The sequence below is a fragment of the Arcanobacterium canis genome, assembly GCF_029625435.1.
Taxonomy (GTDB): Bacteria; Actinomycetota; Actinomycetes; order Actinomycetales; family Actinomycetaceae; genus Arcanobacterium; species Arcanobacterium canis.
The window spans coordinates 752,394-765,674 of record NZ_CP121208.1; the positions used below are offsets into that span (position 1 = coordinate 752,394).

Sequence of the window (13,281 nt, forward strand, 5' to 3'; positions counted from 1 at the left end):
TCTGACAAACGAGATGAAGAGCACAACGTGGTGCGAATAGTTCGTCAGAAGTCAACGACGACTCCAGAGAGGTTTCAGATGAAAAACTTCAGCAAGATCCTGACCGTCTCGGCGGCAGCTTTGCTCGCTTTGTCCGCATGTGGGACGAGCACATCGGGTTCGAGCCCGGCCGGTCCGAATAACCAAAAGCCACTCGTATGGTTCAACCGCCAGCCATCGAATTCGTCCACGGGCGAGCTTGATAAGGACGCCTTGAACTTCAACGACAAGACCTACTACGTGGGCTTCGATGCCAACAACGGTGCTGAGCTCCAGGGCCAGATGGTTGCTGACTTCATCAAGGCACACAAGGATATTGTTGATCGCAACGGCGATGGCACGATTGGATACGTTCTCGCAGTCGGCGATGTCGGCCATAACGACTCGATTGCCCGTACGCGCGGTGTGCGTAAGGCGCTCGGAACCGGCGTCGAGAAAGACGGCGCAATTCTCTCCGACCCGACCGAAACTAACGCTGGTGCAGTCAAGGTAGGCTCGCTTGATAACTTCAAAGTTGAAGAACTCGCTTCGAAGGAAATGAAAACTGGTGCAGGTGCAACCTGGGACGCTGGAACTGCAGGTGATACGATCACCGCGTGGAGCGGAAAGTTCGGTGACAAGATCGATCTCGTCATTTCGAACAACGATGGCATGGGCATGGCCATGTTCAACAAGTGGAGCAAGGCTCATAAGGTTCCGACGTTTGGCTACGACGCCAACTCCGATGCAGTGGCAGCCATCAAGGACGGCTACGCTGGCACGATTTCCCAGCACGCGGACGTCCAGGCTTACCTCACTCTGCGAGTGCTTCGTAACTCCCTCGATGGCAAGGACGTCATGGAAGGCATTTCGAAGAAGGACGAGGCGGGGAATGTCTTGTCTGAGCAAGACTACAAGTATGTCGAAGCAGAGCGTTCTTTCTATGCGTTGAATATTGCTGTTACGGAAAAGAACTACAAGGATTTCCTCGATCCAACGGTGATATACAAGCCAGTGAGCAACCAGGTCAAGGCTGAGAAGAAGAAGGTATGGCTCAATATCTACAACTCTGCCGACAACTTCCTCGGTTCGACCTATCAGCCGCTCCTCCAGAAGTACGACAAACTGCTCAACCTCGATGTTGAATACATTGGCGGCGACGGTCAGACTGAATCGAACGTCACCAACCGTCTGGGCAACCCGAGCGCCTACGATGCATTCGCCATCAACATGGTCAAGACGGACAACGCATCGTCCTACACCGCGCTGCTGAACCAGTAAGTACTGGCCAAAGACATCAACATATGTGGGGGCTAGGACTGACCTGGCCCCCACTGCCAAACGAAAGCACAAAAATGACAGACATCAATGACGATTACGTCTTGTCGATCCGAGGAATGTCAAAGTCATTCGGGCGCAATAAGGTGCTCGATCACATTGACTTCAATGTCAAACGTGGCTCCATCATTGGACTCATGGGCGAGAATGGCGCTGGAAAATCCACGATGATGAAGTGCCTTTTCGGTACCTACCAAAAGGACGAAGGCGACATCACCCTCGATGGACACCCCGTAGCATTCACCGGTCCCAAGGAAGCGCTAGAAAATGGAATTGCGATGGTTCACCAGGAGCTTAACCAGGCTCTTGAACGCTCCGTCGTTGACAACCTCTTTCTCGGACGCTACCCAACCACAGCCCTGGGAACCATCGATGAAACTCGTATGCGCAAGGAAGCAGCAGACTTGTTCCGCCAGCTTGGCATGACAGTCGATCTGACTCAACCCATGCGCAAGATGTCGGTCTCTCAGCGGCAAATGTGCGAGATCGCTAAAGCGATTTCCTATCGCTCGCAGGTGATCGTGCTCGACGAGCCGACGTCGTCACTCACCGAACCTGAAGTACGCAAGTTGTTTTCCATGATGCGCAAGCTGCGTGACGACGGAATTTCCCTGGTTTACATCTCGCATAAGATGGACGAGATCTTTGAAATTTGTGACCAGGTATCTGTTCTTCGCGATGGAAAACTCGTGATGACCAAAGATACGACTGAGACGAATATGAGTGAACTGATCACTGCAATGGTGGGCCGTTCCCTCGATAATCGCTACCCCGAAGTCGATAACACCCCAGGTGATCCAATTCTCTCGATCAAGCATCTGTCAACGAAGTTTGCGCCGTTGATTAAGGACATCACTTTCGACGTTCGCCAAGGAGAAATTTTTGGCCTCTATGGACTTGTCGGAGCTGGACGAACCGAGCTTTTGGAGACAATCTTTGGTGTGCGTACCCGCGCGACTGGCCGGGTGTACTACCGCGACAAATTGATGAATTTCGATAAGCCGCGTGACGCAATCGATTCTGGATTTGCCTTGATCACAGAAGAACGTAAGGCTGACGGTCTGTTCCTCAAAGGTGACCTCACATTTAATACGACGATTGCGAATCTTCCTGCCTACAAACGCGCTGCCATGTTGTCGGATCGCAAGATGCAAGCGGCAACGGTTGCAGAAATCCGTACGATGCATACCAAGACAACCGGACCTGAAGAGTTGATCTCGGCATTGTCGGGTGGCAACCAGCAGAAAGTCATTTTCGGGCGATGGCTTGAACGCGAGCCCAACGTTTTCATGATGGATGAGCCGACGCGAGGCATCGACGTCGGCGCGAAGTACGAAATCTACGAGCTGATCATCAAGATGGCCAAGCAAGGACGCACAGTGATCTTGGTCAGCTCCGAGATGCCGGAGATCCTCGGCATTACCAACAGGATCGCGGTGATGTCTGGCGGCCGACTCGCTGGCATTGTCAACACCAAAGAGACGAACCAAGAAGAGCTGCTAAAGCTCAGTGCAAAGTATCTGTGAGAAAGGCAAGTACATGAGCATCCTGTCTTATGAGAAGGAAGAGCAGCTCCTCGAACCAGTCAAGGAGCATGTCGGAAAGATCCAAGCGCAGATTGATGCGTTGCGTGCTGACGGGACAACGAAAGTGACGCGTTTGCAGCACCAACTGCGAACGTTGAAAGCTGATCGGACACTGTCGAAAGAAGAAAAAGCTGAGATTCGCAAACAAGACGAAGCCGAGCTCGCTGCTGCGCGTAAAGTCCAAGCCCAGAACAAGGCAAAAATTGCGAAGTTAGTGAGCGAAGCCGAAGCGTACCTTGACAAGAATTACGACAAGCAATATTTCACCCATGTTGAAGAGTCAGTCGTCAATGAGAAGAAAGCAGCCAAGGCACAGTACGAAGCTGCGCTTCTTGAACTAAAAGCTGAGCATGAGCACAACGTCAAGAAGCTCAATGCCGCTGGCGGTTCTGAGCTTAAGCAAGAGCTCAAGGACGAGAATTTCGTTTACAAGAATCGCCAATACGATGCCAAGACTCAGATGAAGAATCAGATTCAAGCCGCCAAGGATCGTCGTCATGCGGCTGTGTCGGAGAAGTTCCACATGATCGACATGCTGCGAAACTCCAACTTCACGTTGACGCAGTCGATGGCGCAGAAGTGGGAAAACTACCGCTATTCTTTCAACCGTCGCCAGTTCTTGCTTAAGAACGGCTTGTACATCGTCATCGTCCTGATCTTCATCGCACTGGCGATCATCGCCCCGATTGTGAAGAACGTTGACCTTTTCACCACGCAAAATGTGCTCAATATTTTGCAGCAGGCCTCCCCGCGTATGTTCCTCGCCTTGGGCGTCGCCGGCCTGATCTTGCTCACCGGCACAGACCTGTCTATTGGACGAATGGTGGGCATGGGCATGGTTATTGCTACTGTTGTGATGCATAAGGGGCCGAATACGGGAAGTGTCTTCGGTATCGTCTTCGATTTTTCATCGGTTCCTCTCGGGATCCGAATTGTTGGCGCATTGATTGCATGTGTCATCGCAACCACTGCGTTTACGATGATCGCCGGATTCTTCACCGCACGATTCAAGATGCACCCGTTCGTGTCAACGATGGCGAACATGCTCATTATTTTTGGTCTTGTCACTTACGCGACGAAGGGCGTGTCCTTCGGTGCAATTGAAGCTGATATCCCGAAGATGATTGTTCCGAATGTTTCGGGATTCCCCACCATTATTCTCTGGGCAGTTGCGGCCACAGTTGTTGTGTGGGTCATTTGGAACAAGACGACGTTCGGTAAGAACCTGTACGCAGTTGGTGGTAACCCTGAAGCCGCTGCAGTTTCAGGCATTTCAGTGTTCAAGGTGACGATGGGTGCCTTCATTCTGGCTGGTATCCTCTACGGTTTCGGATCCTGGCTTGAGGCCGCACGCATGTACGGATCTGGTTCGGCTGCTTACGGCCAAGGCTGGGACATGGACGCAATTGCCGCGTGTGTGGTTGGTGGCGTATCTTTCACCGGTGGCATCGGCAAGATCTCCGGCGTCGTCGTCGGTGTGCTGATCTTTACCGGTTTGACGTACTCGCTGACGATCCTCGGAATCGATACGAACCTTCAGTTTGTCTTCGAAGGAATCATCATCCTCGCTGCTGTCACGCTTGATTCGCTCAAGTATGTTCAGAAGAAGTGAGCCTTAATGCTCAGTGGCGCCAGGGGTACCCCTGGCGCCACTTAGCATATTGTCTATTATTCGACCTTGTAGCCTGCGCTTTTCCACGCCACAAAACCGCCGTATACCGATGTTGCCTCCACGCCGAGTTTATTGAGCTTACGTGCAACATCTAAAGAAGTGCGTCCGTCCTGGCACATCACGATGAGGGGAGAACCATCAGGAAGTTGCGTGGTTGGCCGAAAAAGGCGCGCCTTGGGCAGATGGATCGAGCTCGGGACATGGCCTTTGTTCCACTCAATGATTTCGCGGATATCGACGACGGGCGCGCCAGCTGAGTGTGCGGCGGCTGCCTGTGCGACGGTGAGCTGTGGGTTTTTCCCACCCGGAAAAATAAAATCAAAGAACCCCATGCGGCTACTCTACGTGATTGACAAGTTTTACTCTGAGCGAGCCGCCTCGGCGACGATCTGCGCAACAGTGTCGCTGCCCAGGACAGCGATTGCCTCCTCAGGGGCAGGAAGCCCTCGATGGATCGCCTTGATCACGGCATCGCGAGCCTCAACCTCGGCGCGACGGCGAGCTTTGTTTTCCTCGTCAATCTTGGCCTGCTTTTGTGCTTCGAAGTAAACGCGGACAATTTCAGCAACACCCTTTGGACCCAGTTCAGGCAGATAACAATGCGAAATCGCCATGCCGATTTTGCCCAGTGCCAGTTCGTCGTCGTACGCCAGATACCAACCGTGATGGTCGGGATTGAACTTGTACTTCGAGCTTGCAAGTGAGCGGAACCCGTAGAGTGGCTCAATAAGCGCACCGGTGCGTTCCAAGACGACGTCGAGGAACGATGGATTAGCTATCGCTTTGCTTCGGGCGAGAGGAGCACCTGACAGCGACACCCACTTCAGGCCCAGCTCATCCATCTTCGGAACTGACTCACCAAGCAAAAACTCGACCACCGAACGCCAACCGTCGGAATCTCGTCGCATAAAATCGAGCGTGTATCCCACGAGCCGACCACCTTCGTAGACAGGAAGCCACGACGTGATTCCATGAAGATGACGAGATTGATCCACCGCAAGCATCATCTTGGTGCCCGGGATCTTTAATTCGTCGAGAGATCCGAGGGTGAAACCCATTTCTGGTAGTGCCTTCTCAGCAACCCATTGCTCAGACAGTGCTGTGACGCGGGCGCGCATATCAATATCGAGGCTTTCCCAATCCGTCCAGATTGCTTCGATACCTTCTTTTTTCGCATTGTTCTTGGCGGTTCGAACGTTTTGGAATTTCTTCCCAGTAAATTTGGTGTCGGCGCTCAGCACGCCTTCTTCAGCAACATGGAGTTTCTTGAAGCCAGGGCGAGTGAACTCCTCATTTACCGAATACCAGGCGATTTGCCACCCTTGTTTCTGGACAAAATCTTCGAAGGCGCTCGCAAGTACGTGACGGTCGGCGTCGGTCGGAAGCGTATCGGCCACCGACATCGACTCGTCATCGTGGGCCAACGACTCGCTGTGACCGGCGAAAACTGGGCCACCAAGTGTTACCGCCACGCCATTAGACACGCGGTAGGCGACGTAGCCTAGCTCATGGAAGAAGTAAGAGTTCCCCTCCCACAGAGTCATGAATGATAAGTGATCGCCGGTTCCATGTTCAAGAATTTGGCGTGCTTTAATGCGGTCATTGAAACGAAGCTCCGAATGAGAATCAACCACGAGGAAATACAGCGCAATGGCGACGAGTACCCAAAATATTGTTCCGGTCCAGATGAACGAGAACCAAGCTCCTGCTCCGGCTGGGACGTTCCCCAGCGGCAGAAGGATCGAGGCGATGGGAGGAAGAAGTCGGACGAAGAATTCTCCGAAAGCTTGGCTCGCTCCGATCTCTGGCGTGAATTGGGTAGCGAAGACTGCGGTACCGATGAACCAGATTGCCGCGGCTGCCATGATTCCGCCGACGACGAAGACGATAGCTTGAGTATGTGCCTTTGATGATGTGCGCACTGTATAGAGTTTGCGCGTAGCGAGCAACGCCAGAAGGACGACAAACCATGGGATGAGTGAAAACGCTGTCAGGGCAAGAACAGTGGAGAGATCGCCGTAGAGAAGGCCAATCTGAATGAACTGAATGATGACGATCGCTATTGTGGCGAGGGTTGACATGATGCCACCGATCCAGACTGCTCGCTTCGCACGTACGAGACCCCACGCGAAAATCAGCTGGATGAGGACAGGAATGATGTTGGCGATCGTGTTGCTTATTCCCTCGAAAGCCACAAGTTGATCCATGGCCGCGCACCGTGCCATGTCGTTCGATGTGCATGCCCAGTCTGCGTGGAATGCCAGTGCATAGGGCTGCCAAATAAGGAAGTTTGCGTCTGAGAATAGTCCCGATGCTGTTGGATGAGTACCGATGAGCACAGGAGCAATCGCTACTGCTCCAAAAAGCACCGCGACGAGGACTCGCCGTTCACGGGCGGAGGACTGACGAAGAGTGCGCATTCGTGGGAACCCGAGGCCAGCAACAAGCGATCCCGCGGTAATTCCTCCAATCACGGAGATAAAAGCCACGGTGTTTGTGACGTTTCCGAGGAACAGTGTCTGTGTTGCTGTGATAACGAAACCGGCCAGACGCAATCGCCGTTTCCACACAGCAGGCATAAATGCCGTGGCAAACATCGACGTACCAAAAATCCATGCACCGGGTGAGAGGAGGTAATCTGCCGTTCCGGCAGTGGCGATAGATTCCAGATACGGCGCGCTCACATGGGCAAACCATAGGCCGAATGGGGCGAAAATGACATGCGTAGCCAGGGAAAGCAATGCGAAGCGAGCGGAGCCGAGAGTGCGTTCCGCTATGAAGCCCAATGTCAGAATGCCGGCGCTTGCGCCGATCACTCCTTGGAAGGTCGCCGAGGTCAACCCCGAGGAGAATATGTGAAGGAAATTGAGATCGCCGGTCGCCCGCAGTCCGAATGTGTGCCTGAGAGCGAGATGATCACCGCCTTGAGACGCCCATAAAGCCCATAGTGCGGCCAATAATATGATGGAAACAGGTGCCTTCTTTATGAGCGCCATAAATTTCACTTCAGACCTCCGATTGTTTCAGCAGCGTAGGGGAGTGCCTCGGCAAAGGCCGCCCGCCATACGTCAAAACTGTGCCCGCCTGGGATTGTATGCGTCTGGACGTTCATCCCGGCCATTATCGCGAGGCGTGCCAAGTATTCTTGTGCGGCAATTGCCTTTGGGTCATCAGTACCAGAGAAGAATAGGCCACGACCTCCGGTGAGATTGGGAGATCCCTTTTCGGCAGCCATCGCCAGTACATGCGCCGGATCAGCAGCTTCCCAAGCTGACTGATCTCCGCCAAAGAGGGAATCGACTGTTTGTTGCTTTGAGCCGGTAAGGAGGGTTTTATCTCCCGAAAAACTCAAAAATGCACCGTATGTTCCTGGGGCGGTGGTGGCAATCTGAACGGAACACGTCGCTCCGTATGAGAGCCCGCCGATTGACCATGTATGTTGATTGTCGGTGACGCGGAAATACTTCTTGAGCAAAGCTGGTACGTCTTGCGTCAGATAAGTATGGACTTTCAGATCCGGGCCATCGACGCAGCCGGGGTTTCCAGTCAGAGATCCTGTTCCATCGACTGAGATGATGATGGGGGACACCCCCTGATGCTTGATCTGGTAAGCGTCTGCTGCTGAAGCGGCATCACCGGCGGTGAACCATTGATCAGGACTTCCTGGATTCCCTGCCAGTAATACGACGACGGGGAATGGAGTTGTCGAGGAGAAATACGCAGGAGGGATGTACGCAACTGCGTCACGAGCGGGGAAAGCCGATACTGGTCCCTCGAATGGAACGGAAACAAGCGCTCCAACTTTTCTTCCGTCATTGACTGGCGCGGAGGTTAGCTTTGAAAACTCCTCGTAATTCATCCGCACAACATTTGTTGGAGGGAGGAAAGATGCAGGATTCGTGTATTCCTTATAAGTCAGATTCGCGACGAGGAAAGTGAGGCCTGCGCTGACAAGGGTAAGAAAGAAAAATTTGAACCGCGCGCCTTGCACCACCGCGAATGCAACGATAGTGAACATTGTTCCGAACGTTGCAATGAAAAGATTCCACGGGACTTCTCCTGGCCAGGGGTTTGGCCACACAAAGAAACCGAATACGGCGATCGCATCAACTATGGCTGCTATGGACAATGCAACCCAGGCACGTCGAGGGTGAGTACGGAAAGCGAGTGTGCAGGCGCTTATCGTGGTTGCAGCAACGAGAGTCCAGATCACAATTTGTGCAGCGAGATCGGTGAGTGGAAATTTCCAGAAAAAGTCCATGGGGCAATTATCTCGCACTGGTAGCACCAAAATTGTGCATCCGTGGTTGGAAATTTGTGGTGTATGAAACCCGTGTTTCCACGTATGCAGGATGAGATAGTGGAATGATCGCCAAAAAATGTCATAGGGGCATGAAAAGCTTGAGATATCTCAGTAAACGGAGGGAAATGACCCATGACGAATAATCAAGTGCAGTGTAATAAACAAAAAGCGTGGGGACATATGTTCCCAAAGGAAACCTATGTCCCCACGCTATATATGGTCTATGCCAAGATCACGAATGTGCAGCAGCAACAGCAAGCTTCAGAGCGCGCTGGAACAGCTCCTCGCGCTCGGCAGCCGTGTAGTCACGATCAGATCCTTTGAGGATGTGGTCAGACACTGTCAGAACAGCGAGTGCCTTGCGTCCGTACTTCGAGGCCAACCCGTAAAGCGCGCCTGCCTCCATCTCGGTGCCCAAGCATCCCACTGCTGCGAGTGCTTCGTTTTCTTCCTTTGGCACTCCGTAGAAACGGTCACGTGATGCCACAGTGCCGACGTGAATACCGTCTTCACCTTCTGCAGCTTCCACAGCCGCGCGCACCAAGCCGTAGTCAGCAACGGCAGAGTAGTGGATGCTTGGCGTGAGATAGGTGTTGAGGACGCCCTCATAGTGTGCGCCCATTGCGATGACGACATCACCAACGTTAACGTCGAGCGAGAGACCGCCACATGTGCCCACGCGAATCGCGCGTTCCACGCCGTAGTGCATGAACAGTTCGTTAACGTAGATGGACAGTGAGGGCTGCCCCATTCCGGTTCCCATGATTGACAGTGGCTGGCCGTTCACCTCGCCGGTGAATCCGAGGATGCCGCGAACGTCAGTGACAAGCTTTGCATCTGGCATTAGTTGCTTGGCCATGCGTTCAGCGCGCTTGGGATCGCCGGGAAGTAAGACTGCGGGAGCGAAATCTCCTGGTTCAGCCGCGATGTGGGGTGTGGACATGTTTATCTCCTTTGATTCATCTCACCGTATGGTGGCGTTCTATTGTAACAATCTTATTCGGCTGAAGTTGTGTCTTCTTCATCGCGCTTGATCGATTCATCCGTACCTGATTCGCCTGTGACATAGCGGGACTTGGGATGTTTTGTCTGTGCCACGTTCTGCGCAAAATCTTCCCAATATTGTGATGCGTAATAGTCGAATGGTTTGAACGGACCTCCGGGGCGGTTCTCATCTTGGGAGAGATACGGATAGATGTCGTGACCACGTAAATAGAGAACCACGGTATTGATCGCAGCCGCGATCGGAACCGAGAACAGCGCACCATAGATACCGAACAAAGCCGATCCACCAGCAACAACTATAACGATGGCAAGGGGGTGCATATTCAGAGCATTGCCTTGAAGAATTGGCTGGAGCACGTTGCCTTCCACTTGCTGAACAATTAACACACCGAGGAACATGGCAAGAGCCATCCACGGGCTTCCCGTATTGACCAGGACGACCATGGTGCCAACGAAACCTGAAATGAATGCTCCGAGAATCGGAATAAAAGCAAAGAGGAAGACGAGCACGCCGATGGGAAAGGCAAGGGTGAGGGGAGTCTTCAAAATGAAGGCCACGAGCGCGATGCCGATAGCGTCAACTGCGGCAACAATCGCTTGGACTCGAACATATGATGCGATTGTGATCCAGGCGCGAATTCCTGACTCGTTGACACTGGTCCGATTCGCTTCGGGGAAGAGACGTACTAGCCAGTGCCACATCCGGCGTCCATCTTTGAGGAAGAAAAAGAGTGTGAAGAGTACGAGGAGCACACCGGTGACAAAAGTGACAAGACTTGAGCCGACTGAAGCGACGCCACCTGCGATGACAGAGGAATTATTCCTGGCGTATCCCTGGATTTGTTCCCAAGCGCTCGAAATTTCCTTGTCGAATTGCGGGAACTGGCTGTGCAGCCAGCCAACAACGGAATTGATACCTTGGGTGATTTGCTCTGACAGATCGGAGAAGCCTTGGAAAATCGAGGTTCCTGCTCCAATGAACAGTAATAACACCAGGATGATCAATCCCAGGAGTGCCGCAGTGGCAGCAAGTGCGCGTGGCCAATGCCAACGATTACGTAAGAAGGAAGCAACCGGTTCAAGGATCACTGCCAAGAGGAGTGACACCATGAGCGATACCATGATTGAAGAGAGTTGTAGTAGGACCCATCCAGCTGCGAGGAATGCGGCCGTTGTGACGATGAGACGCCACGACCACGCCGCGCTTTTTATGAGTGTGAGGGGAACCTTTGGGGACGATGAGGGTGAGTTGAGCATAAACACATCTTTCTCTTGTGAATAGGTCTGGAGTCAACACTAGCAGCGACAAGCTTAAAGGCGGTATGATGCCTTTAGTTTTTTGGACGAAAGGTGCCCATGACTTCCCTCATCGCGTTCGATCTTGACGACACGCTTGCGCCCTCTAAATCTCCGTTGCCGAAGCGAATGGGGTGTGCCTTGGCGCGCTTGCTCGATGAGGTTGACGTGTGCGTCATTTCGGGCGGAAATTTTGACCAATTTCGTCACCAACTTCTGGCCAATCTTGACGCCACTGAAGAACAGCTCTCCCGGCTTCATTTGATGCCGACGTGTGGTACTCGGTATATGCGACGTGATGCGGGGAAGTGGGTGCCGGTATATGTGCGAGATCTGCCTGAGCAATTACGTTTACGAGCGCTTGACACTCTGCGCACACAGGCTCAGCGCCTAGGGTTATGGGAAGAGTCAACATGGGGAGAGATTCTTGAGGATCGTGGATCTCAAATCACTTTTTCCGCTCTGGGTCAGCAAGCACCCCTTGAAGCAAAAAAAGCGTGGGATCCAACGGGGGAGAAGAAAGAAAACCTTCGCTCTGCTGTCGCCGTACTTCTTCCTGAATTGGAAGTTCGCTCGGGAGGATCGACGTCAGTTGATATCACTGCTCAAGGTATCGATAAAGCCTACGGAATCGAGGAACTCTCGAAGCAAACAGGTATCCCTTTCGATCAGATGCTTTTCGTTGGTGATCGCCTTGATGAGGGGGGAAATGATTATCCGGTGACACGCTTGGGCATCGAGACACACGCAGTCCGTGGCTGGGAAGAGACCGCTGATTTTGTCGAACGATTCATCACAGCACGAGAGGAAAAGTGAGATGGCTGACGATCTTGAGTACCGCGAGGACATGAACGATGACGAACTGACCGCTCTTGAAGCACGACTCAATGCTGTTGATGGGCGCTACTACGGATCTTCAAGCGAGCATGAACAGCTCGGAGGTGCCCGTCTCGGTTCGGCGATCACGATACTAGTCACGTCGCTTGTCGGCTTCGTCGCTTCCCTGGGCCTGATCATGAGCGAAAAGGAGAAACTGACTCATCCGGACGCCTTGCTCGCCTGCGATTTGAATCCGCTGGTGGGGTGCTCGAAATGGATCGGTCAGTGGCAAAACGAAGTGTTTTTCGGAATCTCGAACTCGGTTCTAGGATTCGCATTTTTCAGTGGCATGGTGGCAATTGGGTTAATGCTCGTGACTCGATCACGGTTGGCACGCGTGCTGTGGCAGGCGCTGAGCCTCGGGACTAGCGCAGGGATTGCGTGGGTGTGTTGGTTCGCCTATATGTCCTTCTTCAAAGAAGGTGCATTGTGCCCCTTCTGTGTGGTGACGTGGTTCGCCATGATTCCATTGTGGCTAACAGTGATCGGTACTTCTTTGTATGCCGGACATTGGGGGAGTGCAGGTGTAGCTCCTGGCCGAATGCTTACCCGAAATCGCTGGTGGATGACGATCGCGATATGGGTGGCGATCGTCGCTTTTGCCATCGTGTGGTTTTGGGATCAGTGGATCATCCTCATGTGAGGATTGGTGACACCGAAACCCTTACCTTCACCACAGATCTCTCACATACATATATGACTGCCCCGGACTTACGCCATTGTAAAACCGGGGCAGTCGGTATCGGGATGAGTTAGGACTGAGGAACGAAGTCACCGTGTCCAGCACGAGTGAGGGCGTCGCGCAACTTGTTCATCGACAAAGCGATGACTTCGGGGCTTGCTGGAGCTGCATTGTCAAATTTCGCTGCTCCGGAATCGGCACCCGGAATGACATGCACATGAGTATGCGGCACATCGAATCCGAGGATCTGAACGATTGTCCGCTCAACCTCAAAGGCCTCTTCTTGCGCACGACCGATAATCTGCACAACGTTCATAATGTGGGCAAAGACGGCGGGGTCAAGTTGCGTGTAGTTGGCCACTTCCTGGCGCGGAATCACCATAACGTGTCCAGGACGAACTGGTTCGATCGTCGCGAAAGCTACGCACACCGCATCTTTCCAGACAAACTGACCGGGGATCTCCCCACGAATAATCTTTGTAAATACGCTTGGCATATCCCT

The 13,281-nt window shown here is 52.9% G+C and carries 11 protein-coding genes; 5 read left to right on the forward strand and 6 right to left on the reverse strand.

What is annotated here, in order from left to right; genetic code table 11:
• Positions 1 to 78 precede the first annotated feature (78 nt).
• From P7079_RS03360 to P7079_RS03370, 3 genes are all read left to right on the forward strand, one after another.
• Entirely contained in the window at positions 79 to 1,299 is a 1,221-nt protein-coding gene (locus P7079_RS03360; RefSeq protein ID WP_278013419.1) for a substrate-binding domain-containing protein, read from the forward strand.
• 74 nt (positions 1,300 to 1,373) lie between these two features.
• The gene (locus P7079_RS03365) at positions 1,374 to 2,882 is read left to right on the forward strand and encodes a sugar ABC transporter ATP-binding protein (RefSeq protein ID WP_278013420.1); all 1,509 of its coding nucleotides are present in this window, start codon (positions 1,374 to 1,376) and stop codon (positions 2,880 to 2,882) included.
• Positions 2,883 to 2,895: 13 nt separating this feature from the next.
• Positions 2,896 to 4,554, forward strand: a complete 1,659-nt coding sequence (locus P7079_RS03370; RefSeq protein ID WP_278013421.1) for a galactose/methyl galactoside ABC transporter permease MglC — start codon at positions 2,896 to 2,898, stop codon at positions 4,552 to 4,554.
• Between the two features lie 56 nt (positions 4,555 to 4,610).
• Here the strand turns inward: P7079_RS03370 and P7079_RS03375 are convergent, their stop codons facing one another.
• From P7079_RS03375 to P7079_RS03395, 5 genes are all read right to left on the reverse strand, one after another.
• Entirely contained in the window at positions 4,611 to 4,946 is a 336-nt protein-coding gene (locus P7079_RS03375; RefSeq protein ID WP_278013422.1) for a rhodanese-like domain-containing protein, read from the reverse strand.
• A gap of 27 nt (positions 4,947 to 4,973) precedes the next feature.
• On the reverse strand, positions 4,974 to 7,571 hold the full coding sequence (locus P7079_RS03380) for a bifunctional lysylphosphatidylglycerol flippase/synthetase MprF (protein WP_278013423.1): 2,598 nt from the start codon (positions 7,569 to 7,571) through the stop codon (positions 4,974 to 4,976).
• 44 nt (positions 7,572 to 7,615) lie between these two features.
• Positions 7,616 to 8,875 carry an alpha/beta hydrolase gene (locus P7079_RS03385; protein WP_278013424.1) on the reverse strand — a complete coding sequence of 420 codons (1,260 nt, stop codon included), beginning with the start codon at positions 8,873 to 8,875 and terminating at the stop codon, positions 7,616 to 7,618.
• 274 nt (positions 8,876 to 9,149) lie between these two features.
• Entirely contained in the window at positions 9,150 to 9,860 is a 711-nt protein-coding gene (locus tag P7079_RS03390) for a purine-nucleoside phosphorylase (RefSeq protein WP_278013425.1), read from the reverse strand.
• 53 nt (positions 9,861 to 9,913) lie between these two features.
• The gene (locus P7079_RS03395) at positions 9,914 to 11,032 is read right to left on the reverse strand and encodes an AI-2E family transporter (RefSeq protein ID WP_278013426.1); all 1,119 of its coding nucleotides are present in this window, start codon (positions 11,030 to 11,032) and stop codon (positions 9,914 to 9,916) included.
• A gap of 246 nt (positions 11,033 to 11,278) precedes the next feature.
• Here P7079_RS03395 and P7079_RS03400 point away from each other — a divergent pair, with 246 nt between their 5' ends.
• Together P7079_RS03400 and P7079_RS03405 are read left to right on the forward strand one after the other, a co-directional pair.
• Entirely contained in the window at positions 11,279 to 12,034 is a 756-nt protein-coding gene (locus P7079_RS03400; RefSeq protein ID WP_278013427.1) for an HAD hydrolase family protein, read from the forward strand.
• Between the two features lies 1 nt (position 12,035).
• On the forward strand, positions 12,036 to 12,740 hold the full coding sequence (locus tag P7079_RS03405) for a vitamin K epoxide reductase family protein (RefSeq protein ID WP_278013428.1): 705 nt from the start codon (positions 12,036 to 12,038) through the stop codon (positions 12,738 to 12,740).
• Positions 12,741 to 12,849: 109 nt separating this feature from the next.
• On the opposite strand, the gene P7079_RS03410 is transcribed toward P7079_RS03405, so the two are convergent.
• Positions 12,850 to 13,275, reverse strand: coding sequence for an HIT family protein (locus P7079_RS03410; protein ID WP_278013429.1), 426 nt, complete (start codon positions 13,273 to 13,275; stop codon positions 12,850 to 12,852).
• Between the last annotated feature and the right edge of the window lie 6 nt (positions 13,276 to 13,281).